The sequence below is a fragment of the Pseudomonas sp. Sample_22 genome, assembly GCF_004307635.1.
Taxonomy (GTDB): Bacteria; Pseudomonadota; Gammaproteobacteria; order Pseudomonadales; family Pseudomonadaceae; genus Aquipseudomonas.
In genome coordinates this window covers 214241-232875 of the sequence record NZ_RCNY01000060.1, presented here as the reverse complement: position 1 = coordinate 232875, position 18635 = coordinate 214241, and the positions used below count along the sequence as shown (strand labels likewise).

Annotated in this window: 19 protein-coding genes and 1 pseudogene; 10 read left to right on the top strand and 10 right to left on the bottom strand. The window is 60.5% G+C overall.

Features of this window, described 5'->3' with window-relative positions; genetic code table 11:
* Positions 1-70 precede the first annotated feature (70 nt).
* The gene (locus D8U73_RS16345) at positions 71-1117 is read right to left on the bottom strand and encodes a class I SAM-dependent methyltransferase (protein ID WP_130905118.1); all 1047 of its coding nucleotides are present in this window, start codon (positions 1115-1117) and stop codon (positions 71-73) included.
* Positions 1118-1574: 457 nt separating this feature from the next.
* On the opposite strand from D8U73_RS16345, the gene D8U73_RS16340 reads away from it, so the two are divergent.
* From D8U73_RS16340 to D8U73_RS16325, 4 genes are all read left to right on the top strand, one after another.
* On the top strand, positions 1575-2909 hold the full coding sequence (locus tag D8U73_RS16340) for an acetamidase/formamidase family protein (protein WP_130905117.1): 1335 nt from the start codon (positions 1575-1577) through the stop codon (positions 2907-2909).
* Positions 2910-3052: 143 nt separating this feature from the next.
* Positions 3053-3892, top strand: a complete 840-nt coding sequence (locus D8U73_RS16335; protein ID WP_130905116.1) for a DUF692 domain-containing protein — start codon at positions 3053-3055, stop codon at positions 3890-3892.
* Positions 3885-4640 carry a putative DNA-binding domain-containing protein gene (locus D8U73_RS16330; RefSeq protein ID WP_130905115.1) on the top strand — a complete coding sequence of 252 codons (756 nt, stop codon included), beginning with the start codon at positions 3885-3887 and terminating at the stop codon, positions 4638-4640. Before D8U73_RS16335 ends, D8U73_RS16330 begins: the two co-directional genes overlap by 8 nt.
* A 368-nt stretch (positions 4641-5008) precedes the next feature.
* Entirely contained in the window at positions 5009-6634 is a 1626-nt protein-coding gene (locus D8U73_RS16325; protein WP_056856881.1) for a methyl-accepting chemotaxis protein, read from the top strand.
* Between the two features lie 25 nt (positions 6635-6659).
* Here D8U73_RS16325 and D8U73_RS16320 read toward each other — a convergent pair whose 3' ends face one another.
* From D8U73_RS16320 to D8U73_RS16300, 5 genes are all read right to left on the bottom strand, one after another.
* Complete coding sequence (locus D8U73_RS16320) at positions 6660-7607, bottom strand: phosphatidate cytidylyltransferase (RefSeq protein WP_056856880.1); 948 nt, start codon at positions 7605-7607, stop codon at positions 6660-6662.
* Complete coding sequence (locus D8U73_RS16315; protein ID WP_056856879.1) at positions 7604-8203, bottom strand: lysophospholipid acyltransferase family protein; 600 nt, start codon at positions 8201-8203, stop codon at positions 7604-7606. The genes D8U73_RS16320 and D8U73_RS16315 overlap by 4 nt, the downstream gene beginning before the upstream one ends.
* On the bottom strand, positions 8190-8822 hold the full coding sequence (locus D8U73_RS16310; RefSeq protein WP_130905114.1) for a CDP-alcohol phosphatidyltransferase family protein: 633 nt from the start codon (positions 8820-8822) through the stop codon (positions 8190-8192). Before D8U73_RS16310 ends, D8U73_RS16315 begins: the two co-directional genes overlap by 14 nt.
* A gap of 82 nt (positions 8823-8904) precedes the next feature.
* Entirely contained in the window at positions 8905-10215 is a 1311-nt protein-coding gene (locus tag D8U73_RS16305) for a HAMP domain-containing sensor histidine kinase (protein WP_056856877.1), read from the bottom strand.
* On the bottom strand, positions 10212-10952 hold the full coding sequence (locus D8U73_RS16300) for a response regulator (RefSeq protein ID WP_056856876.1): 741 nt from the start codon (positions 10950-10952) through the stop codon (positions 10212-10214). The genes D8U73_RS16305 and D8U73_RS16300 overlap by 4 nt, the downstream gene beginning before the upstream one ends.
* A gap of 306 nt (positions 10953-11258) precedes the next feature.
* Here D8U73_RS16300 and D8U73_RS16295 point away from each other — a divergent pair, with 306 nt between their 5' ends.
* The 3 genes from D8U73_RS16295 to D8U73_RS16285 all read left to right on the top strand — a co-directional run bounded on the left by D8U73_RS16295 (position 11259) and on the right by D8U73_RS16285 (position 13142).
* Positions 11259-11522 (top strand): DUF2790 domain-containing protein, encoded by a 264-nt coding sequence (locus D8U73_RS16295; protein ID WP_056856875.1) that lies wholly within the window; start codon positions 11259-11261, stop codon positions 11520-11522.
* A gap of 49 nt (positions 11523-11571) precedes the next feature.
* Complete coding sequence (locus D8U73_RS16290; protein ID WP_056856874.1) at positions 11572-11826, top strand: hypothetical protein; 255 nt, start codon at positions 11572-11574, stop codon at positions 11824-11826.
* An 89-nt stretch (positions 11827-11915) separates the two neighbouring features.
* Positions 11916-13142: a cytochrome c biogenesis protein DipZ gene (locus D8U73_RS16285; RefSeq protein WP_130905113.1), complete on the top strand. Its 1227-nt coding sequence runs from the start codon at positions 11916-11918 to the stop codon at positions 13140-13142.
* Positions 13143-13151: 9 nt separating this feature from the next.
* On the opposite strand, the gene D8U73_RS16280 is transcribed toward D8U73_RS16285, so the two are convergent.
* Positions 13152-14144: an AraC family transcriptional regulator gene (locus tag D8U73_RS16280; protein WP_056856872.1), complete on the bottom strand. Its 993-nt coding sequence runs from the start codon at positions 14142-14144 to the stop codon at positions 13152-13154.
* A gap of 182 nt (positions 14145-14326) precedes the next feature.
* On the opposite strand from D8U73_RS16280, the gene D8U73_RS16275 reads away from it, so the two are divergent.
* On the top strand, positions 14327-14596 hold the full coding sequence (locus D8U73_RS16275) for a DUF4242 domain-containing protein (RefSeq protein WP_130905112.1): 270 nt from the start codon (positions 14327-14329) through the stop codon (positions 14594-14596).
* 43 nt (positions 14597-14639) lie between these two features.
* A complete protein-coding gene (locus tag D8U73_RS16270; RefSeq protein WP_130905111.1) occupies positions 14640-15452 on the top strand; it encodes a class I SAM-dependent methyltransferase in 813 nt (270 codons plus the stop codon).
* Between the two features lie 212 nt (positions 15453-15664).
* Here D8U73_RS16270 and D8U73_RS29535 read toward each other — a convergent pair.
* Positions 15665-15793, bottom strand: a pseudogene (locus D8U73_RS29535) (outer membrane lipoprotein carrier protein LolA); the annotation flags it as partial.
* 422 nt (positions 15794-16215) lie between these two features.
* On the opposite strand from D8U73_RS29535, the gene D8U73_RS16260 reads away from it, so the two are divergent.
* Positions 16216-16575: a DUF6124 family protein gene (locus tag D8U73_RS16260; RefSeq protein WP_130905109.1), complete on the top strand. Its 360-nt coding sequence runs from the start codon at positions 16216-16218 to the stop codon at positions 16573-16575.
* A gap of 70 nt (positions 16576-16645) precedes the next feature.
* Here D8U73_RS16260 and D8U73_RS16255 read toward each other — a convergent pair whose 3' ends face one another.
* Together D8U73_RS16255 and D8U73_RS16250 are read right to left on the bottom strand one after the other, a co-directional pair.
* Positions 16646-18094: a curlin gene (locus D8U73_RS16255; RefSeq protein WP_056856865.1), complete on the bottom strand. Its 1449-nt coding sequence runs from the start codon at positions 18092-18094 to the stop codon at positions 16646-16648.
* A gap of 27 nt (positions 18095-18121) precedes the next feature.
* A complete protein-coding gene (locus tag D8U73_RS16250; protein ID WP_056856864.1) occupies positions 18122-18583 on the bottom strand; it encodes a curlin in 462 nt (153 codons plus the stop codon).
* Positions 18584-18635 lie beyond the last annotated feature (52 nt).

The window sequence follows — 18635 nt, the reverse complement described above, 5'->3', positions numbered from 1 at the left end:
TCGCGAAGGTGTGTCAGCTGAGATCAATGTACCTGACGCACTCTCATGAGCAAGCTCACTCCTGCAAAGATTACTTGCGGGCCTCCAGAATCAGGTTGAACGGCGTTTGCGTAGCCCGACGGAAACTCGAGAACCCGGCCTCGGTGAAGACCTTGCGCAACCGTGCTTCACCCGCTTGCGCACCGAGCCCGAGCCCGACCTCCTGGGACAATGAGTTGGGAGTGCAGATAAAGGTCGAGGCTGCATAGAACAACCGGCCGACCGGGTTGATGTTGTCATCGAGCGCGTCATTGGCGAACGGCTCTACCAGCAGCACCGTGCCGTCCGGTTTCAATGACTGATAGGCGTGCTTCGCCGCGCCTACGGGGTCACCCATGTCATGCAGGCAGTCGAAGTAGCAGATCAGGTCGTAGTCGTCGCCGGGGTAGCTTTTCGCCGTGCCCTGGAAGAACCGCGTGCGGCCGGACACGCCGCCTTCTTCGGCGCGCTGGGTGGCCACGGTCACGGAGGGCGCGTGGTAGTCGAAGCCGACGAATCGCGAATTCGGAAACGCCTGAGCCATGATCACCGTCGACGCGCCATGGCCGCAACCGACGTCCGCGACTTTGGCGCCTTGCTCCAGTTTGGCCACAACGCCTTCAAGGGCCGGCAGCCATTCGGCGATCAGGTGAGCTTTATAGCCGGGACGGAAGAACCGTTCGGTGCCGCTGAACATGCACGGATGGTGATCGCCCCAGGGCAGGGCGCCGTCACCGCGCATCGCTTTGATCAATTTGTCCTTGTCATGAAAAAACGACGCGACCACGCCGATGCCGCCAGCGATGTACACCGGCGAGTCTTCAATGGCCAGGGCCAAAGCCTGTTCCTCAGGCAGGCGGAATTGGCCGTCGCTGTGTTCCATATAGCCGGAGGCGGCATGGGCGCTGAGCCATTCGCGCACCAGGCGGGGGTTGCAGCCGGTCTTGTCGGCGAGGGTTTCGGGGCTGATCGGCTGGCTGTCGGCCATGGCCCGGTACAGGCCCAGCTCTTCGCCGAGAATGACGTTGGCGAGCATCGCCGCGCCACCCATGTCATTCACCAGTTTGCCCATGAAATCGTTGAGTCTGGCCTCGTCCATCACGTGTGCTCCTTTGACAGGATCACAGTCCGGAAGCGTTGTTGGTCCGGGCGGTGGTCGTGGGAATGAACAGGACATCAAGCAGGTCCTGTGGTGCATTAAGTTTAGTTCGCAGGCCGTATACCGCGGGTTGGAGCGACGAAAGTGCTCTATGGCTTTGCACTGAGCCCTGTGGGAGCGGGCTTGCCCGCGATTGCGGTGTGTCAGCCGCCGAAAATGCAATAGGTGCCGGCCTCATCGCGGGCAAGCCCGCTCCCACAGGGTTTTGCGGCGATCTCATGTATCCCACTGTATCCAAACGGCCTCTCGATACAGTCCCGCGCAATTGCAGACCCCCACCGAACACAGACCAGATACAAACCTGCGCTGAACTGTTGAGCCACTTCCCTGGCCGCATTCACCGGCGGCCGTTCGCTCCTGACTCTGTTCCGCGCCTGATGCGGTCAAGGGGACCACAATGACAACACGTGTGCCTGAATCCAATCTCAACGCCACACCGGTCGATCGCCTGCGGGTCGATCACTACACCAACGGCATCATCGGCCCGAGCCAGCCGATGCTCGGGCCGCTGGCTGACGGTGGCACCCTGATCACCGGCACGCCGCCGGGCTGTTGGGGACCGATGATCACGCCGGCCTTCGAGGGTGGCCATGAAGTGACACAACCGGTCGCCATCGTCGGTGCACAGATCGGCGATGCCGTGGCGATCAAGATCAAAAGCATGCGCGTGACGTCGCTGGCTACATCCTCCGGCGTGATGAAGTTCGTTGAGGGGCGCTACAACGGCGATCCGTTCGTCGCCAAATTCTGCTCCAAATGCGGCACCGAACATCCGGCCAGCCATGTCGATGGCATTGGCGAAGACGCGATTCGTTGCAACAACTGCGGCGCTGAAGTCAGCGCGTTTCGCTTCAGCCACGGCTATGTGATCGTGTTCGATGCGCAGAACCAGGTCAGCCTCACGGTCAATCAGGACATCGCCAATCAACTGGCCGGCAACGCCAGCGAAATGTCGGCACTGCCGGAGTTCGCTGCGCAGCACTCGATCCTGTCCCTGGCCCGTGCCAATATTCCGGGCGTCGCGGCGCACATGCGGCCGTTCCTCGGCAACATCGGCACGATGCCGTCCCGTGACATTCCCGATTCGCACAACTGCGCGGATTTCGGCCAATACCTGATCAATGCACCGCACCGTTTCGGCATGACCCGCGAAGAACTGCACGCGGCCAAGACCGACGGCCACATGGACACCAATTCGATCCGCGAAGGCTGCGTGTTGATCTGCCCGGTGAAAGTGCCGGGTGCCGGGGTGTACATGGGGGACATGCACGCTCAGCAGGGCAATGGCGAGATCGCCGGGCATGCCACCGATTGCTCCGGGGAAACCGAAGTGGTGGTGCAGGTGGTGAAGAACCTGACCCTGGATGGGCCGATCCTTCTGCAAAACCTCGATGACCTGCCGCCGATGGCGCGCCCGATGAACGCCGAACAGCAGGCAAAAGTCCGGGCGTTAGGTGAACGTTGGGGCCAGCAGGAGATCGAGCAGAGCGGTCCGATCACCTTCATCGGTAGCGGCGAAAACCTCAACCTTGCGGTGGAGAACGGTTTGCAGCGCGCCGCTTCCGTCACCGGCCTGCCTTATGACGAAGTGCTCAACCGCGCCACCATTACCGGTTCCATCGATATCAGTCGCTTGCCGGGCACCGTGCGCGTGACGTTCCTGTGCCCGATGGACGTGCTGGATCGCATCGGCATCGGTCATCTGGTGCGCGAGAAGTACGACCTGGCGTAATGCCGGGCGGCGGGCCTGTACCACAGTGTGTACAGGCCTGCTGACGATACAAGTCCTGCCGTTTTCCGTCGGCACGCAACACAGTTCCGATACACCGCTTCGATTAACTGTGCTTACGTTCTGACAATCTTGAGATCGACACCATGCAGACCCCCCTCACTTCCGCCAAGGCCAGCGCCGGGCTCGGCTTGCGTCGCGGTTTAATGAAAGACCTTCAGGCTGCCCCAGCCGGTCATTTCGACTTTCTTGAAGTCGCTCCGGAAAACTGGATCGGTATCGGCGGCGCCCATGGCGCGGCGTTGCGAGGCCTGGCCGAGCGTTATCCGTTGTCCTGTCACGGCTTGTCGCTGTCGCTGGGTGGGCCGTCGCCGCTGGATGTCGGGTTTCTGCAAGAGGTGCGGGTTTTTCTCGATCACTACAACGTGCCGCTGTACAGCGAGCACCTGAGTTACTGCAGCGATGACGGTCATCTTTATGACCTGTTGCCGCTGCCGTTTACCGAAGAGGCGGTGCATCACGTCGCTGCGCGTATCCGCCAGGCCCAGGACATTCTCGGTCGACGCCTGGCTGTGGAAAACGTCTCGTACTACGCCGCGCCGCAGCAGGACATGGATGAAGTCACGTTCACCAACGCCGTGCTGCGCGAAGCCGATTGCGACCTGTTGCTGGACGTCAACAACGTCTACGTCAATTCGATCAACCACGGCTTCGATCCGCGTACCTTCCTGGCCGGCATCGATGCCAATCGCGTGGTGGCCATGCACATCGCCGGGCACTTCGATGAGTCCGACACCTTGAAAATCGACACCCATGGCGCCTCGGTCAAACCTGCGGTCTGGTCGCTGCTGGCCGAGGCCTATGCACGTTTCGGTGCGCAACCGACGCTGCTGGAACGGGACTTCAACTTCCCGGCGTTTTCCGAACTGGTTGCCGAACTGGACACCATCCGCCGTTTACAGGCCGAGGAGGTGAACCGTGGCTAAGCGTTCGCTGCACCAACAGCAAAACAGCATGGGCCTGTACCTGCGCGACCCCGACCACTGCGCGCCCCCCCCCGAGATGGACCCGGCACGGGCGCAGGTTTATCGCGATCTGGTGTTCGCCAACCTGTCGTCGCTGATCAGCGGTACTTTCCCGGTGCTGGTGAAGATCCTCGGTGACCAGTGGCGGGCGCTGGTGCGAATCTTCCTGCGCGACTACCGTGCCCACACGCCGAAATTCGGTGAGATCGCGCAAGAGTTCGTCGAGTTTCTCGCGTCAGAGCCTGAGGCATTGGCCAGTGGGGCGTGGCCGCCGTTCATGGTGGAACTTGCGCACTACGAGTGGGTTGAGATGGCGCTGCAGCAGTCAGAGGCTGAGCCACTGTCATCCGGCGATAGCGAGTCGTTGCTGGATCGTCCGTTGCAGGTTTCACCCTTGGCGTGGCCACTGGCGTATGCCTGGCCGGTGCAGAGGGTGGGACCGGATTTCCAGCCCGATGTGGCGCCGGATCAGCCGACGTTGCTGTTGGTTCGTCGAGACCCGGATTTCAGCGTGAAATTCTCCGGGTTGAGCCCGTTGGCGTTTCGACTGTTGCAGCGCATCGAGGAATTTCCCGGGCTGACCGGACGGGCGCAGTTGCTGGCATTGGCGGACGAGGCGGGAATGACCGGCTCATCAGAGTTCTTTGATAACGGCTTGGCGTTGTTGCAGCAGTTGCATGAACAATCTGTGGTGGGTGTGAACCTCTGACCGGCGGCAATCTCCAAACCACCACACATCCCCTGTAGGAGCGAGCCTGCTCGCGATGGCGGTCTTTCAATCAGAAATGATGTGACTGACTCACCGCTATCGCGAGCAGGCTCGCTCTTGCAGGGGGGGTGGTGCTGCGTGAAAATGGGTACTTTCGTGCCAGGTGTCTCACCGCTGAAACAGTACTGACTCTTGAAATTTATTTGCTGAACCCCCCGCAATAATCCTCAAGCCTGGCCGATACAACCAACAGGCGTACATGAATTCATTACAACAATGGCGCCTGTCTGAAGAAGCGTGCGCCCATGCCCGCCATTTCAGTGATCACGCAAGGATGCTCGCCGCCACACTTTCCCGAGAGTCGTCCTATGTCCTTGCGTCAGCTGAATATCGCGCCTCGCGCTTTCCTGGGTTTTGCCTTCATTGCCTTGCTGGTCATCGTGCTCGGTGTGTTCGCGGTGAACCGCATGACGGTTATCCGCCAGGCCTCCGTCGACATGGAGGCGACGCAACTGCCCAGCGTCGGTTTTCTCGGCAACATGACCGAAAACGTCCTGCGCATGCGCATTCTGTCGTTCCGGATTTTGGTCAACCGCGATCCAGCGGCGTTGCAGGAAGCCCAGACGCGCATCAACGTGCTGATCGACAAGTTGCGCAGTGCGCAAGCCAGTTACGCCGCGCTGCCGGCCGGTGCCGAAGAAGCGCAGCTGTACAAGACGTTCGAGGCCACGCTTAACAACTACATGCAAGCCCAGAACCAGATGATGGAGCTGTCGCGGCAGAACAAACTCGATGAAATGCGCGCGCTGATCAATACGCGGATCAAGGACGGTACCGATCAGATGGGCGAGCAGTTGAACAAATTGGTGGCGCTCAATAACGCCGATGCCAAGCAGGCGTCGACCGTTGCCGGGGACAATTACGACAGTGCCATTACCGGCATCGTCGCAGTAGCGGTAATCGCGTCGTTACTGACCGTGCTGTTGGCCTGGCTGTTGACCCGCAGCATCGTCACGCCGTTGAACCGCGCCGTACTGGCCGCACAGACCATTGCCGAAGGTAACCTGACGAAGACCATCGAGGTCGATGGCAAGGACGAACCGGCGCGGTTGCTCGGCGCCCTGGCCACGATGCAGGCCAGCCTGCGCAAAACCATCGAACAGATTGCCGGTTCCGCCACACAACTGGGCACGGCCGCCGAAGAACTCAGCGCGGTGACTCAAGACGCATCCCGTGGTTTGCAACAACAGAACAATGAAATCGAACAGGCCGCCACCGCCGTCAACGAAATGACCGCCGCCGTGGAAGAAGTGGCGCGTAACGCGGTGTCGACCTCCGAAGCATCGAATCAATCGACCCAGGCCGCCCGTGAAGGCCGTGACCGTGTGGTGGAAACCGTCGATGCCATCCAGACCATGACCCACGACGTGCACAACACCTCGCTGATGATTGAAGGTCTGGCGGCCCAGGGGCGTGATATCGGCAAGGTGCTGGATGTGATCCGTGCCATCGCCGAGCAAACCAATCTGTTGGCGCTCAACGCGGCCATCGAAGCGGCCCGTGCCGGCGAAGCAGGGCGGGGGTTTGCTGTCGTGGCGGACGAAGTTCGGGCGCTGGCCCATCGCACGGCGCAATCGACCCAGGAGATCGAGAAGATGGTCGCCGGCATCCAGAACGGCACCGGCGAAGCCGTGGCATCGATGCAGCAAAGCAATCATCGCACCCAAAGCACTCTGGAATTGGCTCGCGCCGCCGGTGTGGCGCTGGAGCAGATCACCCAGTCGATCCACCTGATCAATGAGCGCAATCTGGTCATCGCCAGTGCCTCGGAGGAGCAGGCGCAGGTGTCCCGCGAAGTCGATCGCAACCTGGTGAACATTCGCGATCTGGCTTCGCAGTCCGCCGCCGGTGCCAACCAGACCAGCACCGCGACCCATGAGCTGTCGCGATTGGCGGTGGATCTGAATGCGCTGGTGGCGCGGTTTGTCATCTGACCGACAAGCCGTGGTTGTCATCGGTTTACAGCACGGAAAAGAAGTACCGGGTCAGGTGAAAGAAGATCGGCGCGGCGAAGCAGATCGAGTCCATGCGATCGAGCATGCCGCCGTGCCCCTTGATCATGGTGCCCCAGTCCTTGGCGCTGAGGCTGCGTTTGATCGCTGACATGACCAGGCCGCCGAGAAAACCCATGACCACGATCACCAGCGACATCAACAGCGACTGCCAGAAGTTGAACGGCGTCATCCAGAACATGCAGCCGCCGATCAGCGTGGCGGACAGCCCGCCACCTACCAGCCCTTCCACGGTTTTCGAAGGGCTGACCAACGGCGCGACTTTGTGCTTGCCCAACAGCTTGCCGAAGACGTACTGCAGCACATCACTCAACTGCACGACGAACACCAGATAGAACAACAGCAGCGCGTTCTGGCCGGTGAACCCTTGCAGGTCCAGCAACAAAAGGGCCGGCGCGTGGCTGATGCAGTAAACGCAGATCATCACGCCCCACTGGATCTTGGCTGTTCTTTCCAGAAACGCCTCGGTGTCCTGGCTCAACACCGCGATCGCCGGCAACAACAGAAAGGCATACACCGGAATCAACAGCGTGAACATCGAGTACCAGTGGCTGCCGATCAGCAGGTATTGCAGGGGTATCAAGATAAAAAACGCCGAGAACAGCGCGTTGTGGTCGCCCAGTGTCGTCGGGGTCAGGGTGATGAACTCCCTGAGGGCGAATAGGGAAATGAAGCCGAACAGCACCACCGTCGCATTCGGCCCCAATAACCAGGAAACGAAGAAGATGATCACCATCCCCCACCAGGCGTTCACGCGCTGGTTGAGGTTTTCGATGGTGGAGATTGCGCCTTCGCTCGTGGCACGCCTGGCCAGCACTCGACCGATCACCGAAGCGAGCGCCAACAAGCAGGCGATCGCGAAAAAGAACCACAGGAATTTTTGCTCAAGACTCATTTCGACAGCCTCACGATGGCGTCACGCGCCCGCTCCAGAAACAGCTGTTTGTCTTCGCCAGCAATCCTTGGAAGCGGATTGCCGATACGGATGGTGCAGATGATCGGCAGGGGCACATGCTTGCCCTTGGGCATGGAGCGATGCAGGTTTTCCAGGTAAATGGGCACCAGGTCGACATCGGGGAAGGTTTCGCTGAGCCGGTAGATTCCTGATTTGAATGGCCCCGGCAAGGCCTGGCTGGAGCGGGTGCCTTCGGGAAAAATGATGATCGAGTGACCGGCCCGTACGACATCGAAAATCGGCTCCAGCACATTGGTGCCGGGCGCAGGGTTGCGCTCGATCAGGACCGCATTCAAGCCTTGTTGGGAGATGTAGGAAAGAAACCGGTTTTTGCCCCAGTAATCCGCCGCAGCGACCGGTTTCACATTGACCCGCGCTTCGGGGGGCAGGGCGGCCATGATTGCCAGGGTGTCCATGTGGCTGCTGTGGTTGGCGAAGTAGATGCGCTGGCGGGTGAGGTCCGGCGGGCCTTCCCAGCGGGCGGTGACGCCGATCAGCAGTCTGAGTACCGCGATCAGGGCATTACTGATCCACATGGCCGGCCTCCTTCAGTTGTCTGGAGATTGCCAGGGTGCGGGTGATGCAGGTGGCAGCGGAGCCGATGGCAATGATGATCAGTGTCAGCAGCAGCACGTAGTGGCTGGCGTAGAGGTGGAATTCGACAGCATTGAGCACAAGGCCGACCGTCATCACAGCCATTCGGTGCTGCTTGGCCAGCGGTCCCATGAAATTCTGCTGCAGGCCGATGGCACCACCGAATACCCGGACATACGCCGTCAACGCGGCGGCGAGGGCGGCGAACCAGCCGAGTTCCGGCTGCCAGATTGCGTAACCCAGCCCGACGATCAGCAGACTGTCGGCGATACGGTCGGGAAACTCGTTGTACAGGCTGCCAATCGGGGATTGCTTGCCGCCTTCGATGGCCACCATCCCGTCGAACAGATTGCACAGCAGGCGCAATTGAATGGCGATGGCGCAGCAGATTGATCCGGCTACACCGTTATCGATGTTCAGCGCAATGGCGCCGATGAGTGCAAAGACGATGCTGGTGACGGAGATCTGGTTCGGTGAGATGTCTCTTTTCACCAGCGCGTTGGTGATGTGCTTGGCCCAACCGGTGGAGCGCGCGCTGATCGGCCTTCTGTTGTCATCCATCACTCGGTATCCCTGTCGCTGAGGTTTTACTAAGCGTATATGCATTCAGCGGCTTTACAGGGTTTTCATCGGTGTTGGGCAATCAACCCCGCAACTTGAGCTCGGCACACAAGCCGCCACCCTCGCGATTGCTCAAGGTCAGCGATCCTCCGATCGCCAACGCCAATTGCTGGGCGATCGCCAGACCCAGCCCGGTACCGCCGGTGCTGCGGTTGCGTGAGTTTTCCACGCGGTAGAACGGTTCCATGACCTGGGCCAGTTCTGCTTCAGCGATGCCTGGGCCGCGGTCCATGACTTTCACCGAGACGCTGCCGTCGGCGTTTTTTTCGACCAGCAATTCGGCGGCGCCGGCGAACTTCAGGGCGTTGTCGGTGAGGTTCACCAGTACCCGGCGCAAGGCGTGGGGGCGGGTGTCGATGACCGTTGTGCTCTTGCCGTGCAACTGCACTTGCTTGCCCACGTCCTGATAGTCGAACACCAGGCTGTCGAGGAACGAGTCCAGGTCGGTGCGACGACTCTCTTCGGTGGCGCCATGAACGCTGCGGGCATAGGCCACGCCTTCGCGCACCAGATGCTCCATTTCGCTGAGGTCGTTCCACAGTTTGTCTTTTTCGACGCAGTCATCCATGAACTCGGCGCGCAGTTTCATCCGGGTGATCGGCGTTTGCAGGTCATGGGAAATCGCGGCCAACAGCTGCATGCGCTCCTTCAGGTAGGCGGCGATGCGCGCCTGCATGGCGTTGAAAGCCCTGGCGGCATGGGCCACTTCGGTCGGGCCTTTCTCGTCCAGCAGCACCGGATGGGTGTTGGGATCGAGGGTGTCCACGGCCTCGGCAAGGCGGGTAAGGGGGCGGATGGCGATGCGCACGGCCAGCCAGGTGCAGGCGAGCATCAATGCCAGTTGGCCGAGCAGCACGATGGGCAGCCAGGGCGACAGCGGCACCATTGAAGGCCGCACGTCGATGGTCAGCGGGCTGCCATCCGACAGTTTCAGGTGGACCTGAAAGCGTTTCTGCGGGCCGGGAATGTCGGTTACGGTCATGGGATACTCCATGCCGATGGCATCCTTGATCGAAGTCATCGCGATGGGCGCCTCGGGCATGTTCATGTCCATGGAGGTACCGGGCGAGCCTTCATCCAGCAGATAGCGGTAATTGCGTCGATCCAGTTGCTTGAGCCATCCGGCGCGCTCATGGGCGGGCAAACGGTCGAGGATGGCGACGGAAGTCGAGACGTCGGTTTCCAGGTTGCCGAGCATGGTGTTTTTTGCGCTTTCGTAGCGCTCGTAATACTGCGCACCAAAGGACAGCGCCTGGGCGAGGATCAGGCCGATCAGGAAGATCAGCGACAGCCGCGAAGCCAGGGTGCGAGGCCAGCCCATCGACAGCTTCATGCTGGCGCACCGACGATTTCCACCGGCAGCGAAAATACATAGCCCTCGCTGCGCACGGTCTTGATGTAGGCCGGTTCGCGGGCATCGTCCAGCAAGCGTTGGCGCAGGCGGCTCACCAGCAGGTCGATGGAACGATCGAACAGATCGGCGTCACGGCCCTGGGTCAGGTTGAGCAACTGGTCGCGGTTGAGTACCCGCTGCGGATGATCGAGGAACACCCGCAGCAGGCGGTATTCGGCGCCGCTCAAGGCGACCATGGTGCCGTCGCCGTCCAGCAGATGACGGGCCGAGGTGTCCAGCTGCCAGCGCCCGAAGGCCAGCAGGCGACTGCTTTCGGTGACCACCAGGTTGGGTGGCAGCATCCGTGTGCGGCGCAACACCGCGTTGATCCGCGCCAGCAATTCGCGGGCGGCGAACGGCTTGACCAGATAGTCGTCGGCGCCCATCTCAAGGCCGATGATGCGGTCGGTTTCATCGTTGCGGGCGGTGAGCATCAACACCGGCGTGGCCTTGTGTTTTCCCGAGCGCAGTTCGCGGCAGAGCATCAGGCCATCGTCGCCCGGCATCATGATGTCGAGCACGATCAGGTCCACCGGTGTGGACTCGAGAAAAGTCCGCATCTGCCGGCCATCGGCGACGACGGTGGTACGCAGGCCATTCTTCTTCAGGTAGTTGCCCACCAGTTCGCGGATCTCGCGGTCATCATCAACGATGAGAATGTGATCGACGTGCTCCATGGGGACTTGCCTCTGTAAGGGGTGAATGCCGCACAGTCTACCGAGCCTTTTGCTGCTCGCCCGCAGGGGTTTGTATTGCAGTGTATCTGGCTTGTCGGTGGATACACACAGACGTAAAAAAGCGATTTTCCGGGAGTTTGTATCGCTCTGTATCCCGCGCCGGTTCAGATACTTACCGATTTATCCGCGCCTGTTCCCGACACATACGGGATACCTCGCGAGCTTTTAATAGGTTCCATCGAGGCAAGCCTAACGGCCTCTAGCCAACAAACGATTGACCCTATCGAAACCTTGAGGAAAACCGCCATGAACACCAAAGCCGTCTACGCCGCTTGCCTGTTTGCCGCCCTGAACATCTGCACCTTGTCGGCCCGTGCCGAATCCGATGTCAGCGCTAAACCCTACACCTACGGTACACACCTGGACATTCAGAAAGTCGTATCGCTGAAACAGGACGCCACGCCTTCTTGCGGTGTGGTGGATGCGCAACTGACCTACCTCGATTCCCAGAGCAAAACCCACGTCGTGGACTACCGCAAGATTTCCGATAACTGCGGCTCGGATAACTGAGTCCTGCGATCAGCCATTGCCCAGCCCATTTGAAACGAGGAACAACACCATGAACAACGTCAGCCGATTCTTGACCGCCATTGCCTTCTCCGTCGCCGGCGCCGCTGCCCACGCCAATGCCGCTGTTGAACAAAGTGCCTGCGGCAGCAGCACCTGCTTTCAGCTGACGCCGGTGGCGCAGAAGGGCGGTGAGGGGTTCCTCGCCGAGGATGGATATAACCGCACGCCGCAAGCTCAGGTGGTTGCCGAAAACGGTTATAGCCACACGCCACAGGGCAAGCAACAGGAAAGCCAGAACAGCTGAAGCCCGAACACCACCGATCCACTGTGGGAGCTGGCAACCAGCTTCCACAGGGGATGTATGTCGCCCTCTGATTCGTAATAGGTGATCCCATGTTTCTCATCGCTTTCCTGGGCGGCATATTGACCGTCCTCAGCCCGTGCATTCTGCCAGTCGTGCCGTTCCTGTTCGCGGGCGCCGACCGCACCCGCTCCTCGATCCTGCTGACGCTCGGCGGCATGGCCGTGACATTTGCCCTGGTCGCCAGCTTGGCAGTGGTCAGTAGCGAGTGGGTCATTCAGGCCAGTAATGCCGGCCGCCATGTGGCCCTGATCGTGATGGTGCTGTTTGCCCTGTCGCTGATTTCCGCCCGGGTCGGCGACTGGCTGGCGCGTCCGTTCGTGATGCTGGGCAATCGCCTGGACCCCGACAGCCGAAAGGTTTCCGGTCCGCTGGGCTCGCTGATGATCGGGGTCGCCACCGGTCTGCTGTGGGCACCGTGCGCCGGGCCGATCCTCGGGGTCATCCTGACCGGTGCCATGTTGCAGGGTGCGAACGCCGGGACCAGCCTGTTGCTGGTGGCTTACGGTTTGGGCAGTGCGTTGTCGCTGGGCATCCTGATCTTCGCCGGTCGCGGCCTGGTCAATCGCCTGAAACCATCGATCCCGGTCACTGGCTGGTTGCGTCGTGGTGCCGGTGTCGCCGTGTTGGCCGGGGCGGCGGTGATCTCCACTGGCGCTGATAGCGTGCTGTTGGCCAATACCTCGTCGGAAGGTGTCAGCCGCGTCGAAAAAGGCGTGCTCGAAACCGTGCCCAAGGTCGTCGACTACTTCGTCAGCAAGGTCAAGGCCGATTCCTTGGATAATGCCCAGGGCCCCATGCCCTCGCTGAACGGCGCTGTGCAATGGCTCAATTCGCCAGCCCTGACCAACGAATCGCTCAAAGGCAAAGTGGTATTGGTGGACTTCTGGACCTTCGACTGCATCAACTGCAAGCACACCCTGCCGTACGTCAAAGACTGGGCGAAGAAGTACGAAAAGGACGGACTGGTGGTGATCGGCGTGCACACGCCTGAGTACGGCTTCGAACGGATCATCGACAACGTCAAGGACAAGGTGAAGGAGTACGGCATCACCTACCCGGTGGCAATCGACAACAACTACGCGATCTGGCGCAACTTCGACAACCAGTACTGGCCTGCCCACTACTTGATCGATGCCAAGGGCCAGGTGCGTTTCACCCACTTCGGTGAAGGTCGGTATGACACCCAGGAGCAGATGATCCAGCAGCTGCTGGAAGAGGCCAAGGCCGACGCCAAGGCTAGCGCTCCAGCCGTTTGATCCTGCCGTTCAATGGCTCACATGCATTGTGCCGTGGGTCACCGAGCGATTCTCCTGACTGCGCCGCCACGCCGCTGGCGGCGCTCCATACTCTCGACGAAATGCCCGACTGAACGCCGTGTCGGTCTGGTAACCCACTTCTTCGGCGATGCGCATCAAGGAACTGTTACTGCTGCGTAACAGGTTGGCAGCGAGCAACATGCGCCATTGCGTCAGGTACTGCATCGGCGACACCCCGACCAATTGTTGAAAGCGCTCCGCCAGCACGGATCGGGAGGTGCCGGCCGTTCGTGCCAGTTCCTCCAGGGTCCAGGTGTGGCAGGGCTTTTTGTGCAAGGCATTGAGTGCGGCGCCGACGATCCGGTCGCTGACCCCGGCCAGCCACCCGGTGCGGGCCTTGCCGTGCTCATGCATGTACAGGCGCAGGACTTCGATGAACAACACTTCGGCCAGTTTGGCCAATACGCCTTCACCGCCAGGCCGCGGCGAGCGGGCTTCGGCCAAGGCATAGCGCACCGAAGATTCCAGCCAGACCCCGGCATTCGAACCGCGCACATTGACCCGCACCACGGATGGCAATCCAGTGAGCAACATGCCCGCCAACCGCGTATCGCACGCCAGATAACCACAGACCAGACGCGTGACCGCGCCGCCGCCACCGTAGCTCAGTTGCCGTGGCCGTCGCGCCAGCACCTTGTCCAGCCGCGTCCCGCTGGCCGGCGTCAATCCTGGTTGCGAGCTCATGCGATGGGCATCGCCCTGGGGGAACACCACGACATCGCCAGCGCTCAGCTGCAGGGGCGGATCATCCCCCAGTTCGACATAACACTCGCCCTCGGTGATCAGATGGAAGATCACCACCCGTTCGGCGTTCGGCTCCAGAAACGGTGCCGCCGTATCGGCCCTCGGTGATTGATAGCACCACGGTGCAGTGAACCTGGCATTGATGAAAATGGCGCCGACCAGACGGACGACGCGCAGGGTCTGTGACAGGGCATCCATGATGACCTTCCCGTGCGGACCGATGTTCTCGATTGTGAGCCTGCCGCAGCGACTTGTGAAACCGCCGGACGATCGGCCAAGGTTGGCCGACGATCGGACAGGACGCCGGAGGCCGGCAGCGCGATAGTTGACGCACAGGGTCAGCCCGGCTCTGTCATCAATAACAAGAATGAGAGGTTGCCATGCCTAAGTTCGTCATAGAACGCGAGATTCCAGGTGCTGGAACACTGTCAGAAAGGGATTTGAAAGCCGCTTCGCAAAAGTCCTGCAGGGCCTTGCGCGATCTGCCGCAGGTGCAGTGGCTGCAGAGTTATGTCACCGGTGACAAGCTCTACTGCGTGTACATCGCGCCAAGCGAAGAACAGATCCAGGAGCATGCACGGCTGAGTGGTTTCCCGGCCAATCGCGTTTCCCAGGTCATGAACATCATCGATCCCACCACGGCGGAATAACGCGCCGGTAGTTGATCTGTGTTCCAACCCAGAGATCGTCTCCATGAGTACACCCATTGATCTAACTGCCTTGAAAAACCGCCAGATGGCCGCCTGGGCCAGTGGTGACTACGCCGTCATCGGCACGACTTTGCAGATCGTCGGCGAGCAATTGGCCGAAGCCTGTGACCTGCTGTGCGATGAGCAAGTGCTCGATGTCGCGGCCGGTAACGGCAACGCGACGCTGGCTGCCGCGCGGCGCGGTTGTCAGGTCACCTCCACTGACTATGTGGCCGCATTGCTCGAACGCGGCGAAGATCGCGCCCGGGCGGAACGCCTGAACGTCACCTTCCAGGTGGCCGATGCCGAAGCGCTGCCGTTTGACGATGGCAGTTTCGATGCCGTGCTTTCAACCTTCGGCGTGATGTTTACCCCGGATCAGGCCAAAGCCGCCTCGGAGCTGGCGCGGGTCTGTCGGCCCGGTGGCCGGATCGGTCTGGCCAACTGGACGCCGGAAGGTTTCGTCGGCCAGATGTTCAAGACCCTCGGCCGGCACATGCCTCCACCACCGGGCGCGCAACCGCCTTCGCAGTGGGGCACCGAAGCCTGGCTGCACACACACTTCGACGAGCGTAACTTCCTGGTTCAGGTGACGCGCAAGACCTTCAATTTCCGCTATCGCAGCGCGGCGCATTTCATCGACACCTTCCGTATGTGGTACGGCCCGGTGCACAAGGCATTCGCAGCATTGCCACCGGACGGTGCCAAGGGGCTGGAAAACGACCTGACGGAACTGATCAATCGTTCGAATCGGGCGGGGGACAGGTCTTTGGTGGTGCCGAGTGAATATCTGGAGGTGGTGATTACCCGGCGTTGAATTTGCTTTGGTCCCTGTGGGGGCTTGCTCTCACAGGGGCTGGAGTTGAGCGGGTGAAGGTGAGTGGTGATTGGTTGAAATATCTGTCGCTGCGGCAACGGCGGCTCATGGTTGCGCTTTTACAGCCATCCCTATACCAAACCTGTGGGAGCTGGCTTGCCAGCGATAGCGGCCTGACAGCCAATCAATCTCTAACAGATGTGCCCGATCCCTGTGGGAGCGAGCCTGCTCGCGAAAAACGATTGGGCGATACGGACATTCAGATAGCCCGCGTCATCGTTAACGACCATCGCGAGCAGGCTCACTCCTACAAAGGTTGGTCTCGTTTGCTGAAATCCCATAGACCACAAAACCTGTGGGAGCTTGGCTTGCCAGCGATAGCGGCCTGACAGCCAACCAATCCCTACGGCTTGTTTAAAAGCGTTCAAGATTGCTTCCTGAAAGCTACGTTGCCTTGCGTCGTTACCTACAACTACGCCAGAATCCGCCGGCTTGTGCGCCTTGGCCCTTGTCTCTATCGTTCTCGTGTCGCTACTTTTCCAGCGATCGGGTTTAGCAGCTCGGTAAATTTCAAGGCTCGCCAGTGTCACCCTTTGATCAGTCTGCACACTCGGAGTGCAGGCAAGTCTGCGTCATGGTGGCTGTGCGTGGGGCACTTCGGTGCGCCGGGTTCCTTGATCCCTGGTCTGCTAACCCGCGTACAGCCGCCACCTTTTCGTTTAGCAGCGATGTGTGGCGGCTCCATTGATCAAGGAGTTTTACCATGTTCAAACCCACCCCCAATCCCCCTGAAACCGACACCGTTTCGCCCTACGATTCCCCCAACTCCAAAAAACTCCATGAAGCGGCCGACCGGGCGTTGGACTACCACCTCAACCCACCGAAAGCCCCGTCCCCCACTCATCAACCCAGCACCATGTTCACCATCGTCCCGGATATCAACACCGAAACGCTGTTGGCCCACGCCTGTGAGTCCCTGGCCTCGGCCAGTGTCATGGCCAGTGACCTTGCCGGGTTCGTCGAAGGCCCGCAGCGCAATGCCCTGCTGGGTATCGCGCAGATCATCATGCTGGGAGAACTGGCGGTAAATCGGGCACTGGATAACCTTGATCCGCAGGTTTGACCTTATAAGTACGCCACCAAAAAAAACCGCGACTCTCCCCCGAGAGCCGCGGTTTTTTCACGCCGCGCGATTATTGCTGCAACACAGTTGCCTGGTTGGCCGAGCCAAACTGTTGCACGGTGGCCGTTTGCGTCATGCCGCTCTGATCGACACTGGCGATGTTGCCGGTGCCGCCCTGGGTGACGTAAGCCACGTTCAGGGTGTCGGCCTGTTTGATGGTGATCATGTTGTCGTCGCCGTACAGCTGGGCGGTGTATGCCTGGTTGCCGGTGCCTTCCTGGTTGAACTCGGTGCTGTTGCCGGTGCCGTTGGTGCTGCCCTGGGCCAGGTTAGTGGTGCCGCGCTGGTCGGAGATCAGGATGTTGTCGCTGCCGTTTTGATCGAAGTACAACTCGTTGTAGGAGTCGGCCTGGCTGACCGTGGTTTTGTTGCCGGTCCCGGTCTGGTTGGTGGTCATGACGTGGCCGACGCCGTCCTGGGTGAAGTTGGCGACGTTGCCGCTGCCGGCCTGGTTGACGGTGGCGCGCTGGTTGCTGCCGAACTGGCCGCCCGATTGCGGGCCTTTCCAGTTGCTGGCATAGACCTTGTTGTCGCTGCCCACCGACGTGGCATTGAGCACATGGCTGTCGCCGCTCTGGTAGGTGAAGTGCACGTTGCCGGTGCCCTGTTGATAGAGCGCGACCGTGGAACCGAGTGACTCGAACTGATCGGCGTAGATGGCGTTGAGGTCGCCGACCTGTAGCACGGTGGCGACGTTGTTTTCGCCAAAGCTCTGATCGACGATGGTTTCGTTGGCGCCGCCATATTGGTTGATGGTGGCCTGGGCGTTGACCTGAGTGTCTTGCCAGACTTCGGAGCCGTTGCCGTCGCCGTACTGGTTGATGGTCAGATTGCCACCTTCACCATAGCGCTGATCGCCATAGGCATAGTTGGAGCTGCCGGCCTGATTGATGTTGATCTGGCCGTTCATGTGGCCGATCTGTTCGGCAGTCGCGTAGTTGGTGGTGCCGTACTGGATGATGACCGCGTTGTTGGCCATGCCTAACTGGATCTGCTCGATGTTGGCTTCGTTGCCGTCGCCGTACTGGTAGGTTTGCCCGGAGGTGTTTTCCTGACTGTCCTGATAGACGAACGAGAAGTTGCCGGAGCCTTCCTGCTGTTGCAGTGCTTCGCCATTGCCGACCCCGATCGACTGGCTGGCATGGCTGATGTTGAAGCTGCCGGTCTGGGTTTGTGTGATGGTGCTGTTGTTCTCGAACAGTTGTTCTGCGTACCCGGCGTTGTAGTCGCCGACCTGGGTTTGGGTAATGGTGCTGGTGGCCGTGTCTTGCACGGCGGCCGCATCGTTGCCCTGGCCAACTTGCTGTTGGGTGACGGTACTGAACGGAGCATTGCTCTGTTTCACATCGGCGATGTTGGCGGTACCGGCCTGGTCTTGTATCGACAGGCTGTCATCGGCCATTGCCTGGGCACTGACAATGACCAGTATGGCGGCTGTGAGGGGCGTCAGTTTGAACATTTTGAAACCTCCAAGTGGTGCAGTGCTTTAGCGAAATTGAGTGACCGATACGCTCATGCCATTGCCTGCCTGGGTCACAGCGCTTTGCTGACCCGTGCCGGCCTGGACGATGTTGGCGTCGTTGTTGTTGCCGTTCTGGGAAATCTGCGCACGGTTGTGGCTGCCGGTCTGGGTAATCGATGCGGCGTTGCCGGAACCTTGCTGGTTGATCAATGCCATCAGGTCGCTGCCTTGTTGCAGGATGAACGCCTCCTGATTGCTGCCTGACTGCACGATCTGGCCGAGCAGCGACTGGCCGTGCTGTTGCAGCAATGCGACGTTGGCCTGGCCGTTCTGGTCGATCAACGCTTGCTGGCCCACCGGGGGCGGCAGCTCGCCGAGATCGGCAGCGGGTGCCAGGTCGTCGTTTTCGAGCAAATCGTCGGCGCGCACGCCCGCGCTGCTGCAGAGCAGAAGCAGGCAGAGCAGGGCGGCGGTCGGCGTTTTCATGATGCAGTCCTTTGGTTGAGGGCTTGCCCCACCCGCCGCAGCGGCCGGTGGG

Excerpts from the sequence above, each read along its gene's own strand:
- D8U73_RS16315 (WP_056856879.1), bottom strand. The coding sequence starts at position 8,203 with ATGTGGATCAGTAATGCCCTGATCGCGGTACTCAGACTGCTGATCGGC.
- D8U73_RS16270 (WP_130905111.1), top strand. The coding sequence starts at position 14,640 with ATGAGTACACCCATTGATCTAACTGCCTTGAAAAACCGCCAGATGGCC.
- D8U73_RS16325 (WP_056856881.1), top strand. The coding sequence starts at position 5,009 with ATGTCCTTGCGTCAGCTGAATATCGCGCCTCGCGCTTTCCTGGGTTTT.
- D8U73_RS16295 (WP_056856875.1), top strand. The coding sequence starts at position 11,259 with ATGAACACCAAAGCCGTCTACGCCGCTTGCCTGTTTGCCGCCCTGAAC.
- D8U73_RS16340 (WP_130905117.1), top strand. The coding sequence starts at position 1,575 with ATGACAACACGTGTGCCTGAATCCAATCTCAACGCCACACCGGTCGAT.
- D8U73_RS16250 (WP_056856864.1), bottom strand. The coding sequence starts at position 18,583 with ATGAAAACGCCGACCGCCGCCCTGCTCTGCCTGCTTCTGCTCTGCAGC.
- D8U73_RS16300 (WP_056856876.1), bottom strand. The coding sequence starts at position 10,952 with ATGGAGCACGTCGATCACATTCTCATCGTTGATGATGACCGCGAGATC.
- D8U73_RS16260 (WP_130905109.1), top strand. The coding sequence starts at position 16,216 with ATGTTCAAACCCACCCCCAATCCCCCTGAAACCGACACCGTTTCGCCC.
- D8U73_RS16335 (WP_130905116.1), top strand. The coding sequence starts at position 3,053 with ATGCAGACCCCCCTCACTTCCGCCAAGGCCAGCGCCGGGCTCGGCTTG.
- D8U73_RS16305 (WP_056856877.1), bottom strand. The coding sequence starts at position 10,215 with ATGAAGCTGTCGATGGGCTGGCCTCGCACCCTGGCTTCGCGGCTGTCG.
- D8U73_RS16275 (WP_130905112.1), top strand. The coding sequence starts at position 14,327 with ATGCCTAAGTTCGTCATAGAACGCGAGATTCCAGGTGCTGGAACACTG.
- D8U73_RS16290 (WP_056856874.1), top strand. The coding sequence starts at position 11,572 with ATGAACAACGTCAGCCGATTCTTGACCGCCATTGCCTTCTCCGTCGCC.
- D8U73_RS16255 (WP_056856865.1), bottom strand. The coding sequence starts at position 18,094 with ATGTTCAAACTGACGCCCCTCACAGCCGCCATACTGGTCATTGTCAGT.
- D8U73_RS16280 (WP_056856872.1), bottom strand. The coding sequence starts at position 14,144 with ATGGATGCCCTGTCACAGACCCTGCGCGTCGTCCGTCTGGTCGGCGCC.
- D8U73_RS16285 (WP_130905113.1), top strand. The coding sequence starts at position 11,916 with ATGTTTCTCATCGCTTTCCTGGGCGGCATATTGACCGTCCTCAGCCCG.
- D8U73_RS16310 (WP_130905114.1), bottom strand. The coding sequence starts at position 8,822 with ATGGATGACAACAGAAGGCCGATCAGCGCGCGCTCCACCGGTTGGGCC.
- D8U73_RS16320 (WP_056856880.1), bottom strand. The coding sequence starts at position 7,607 with ATGAGTCTTGAGCAAAAATTCCTGTGGTTCTTTTTCGCGATCGCCTGC.
- D8U73_RS16345 (WP_130905118.1), bottom strand. The coding sequence starts at position 1,117 with ATGGACGAGGCCAGACTCAACGATTTCATGGGCAAACTGGTGAATGAC.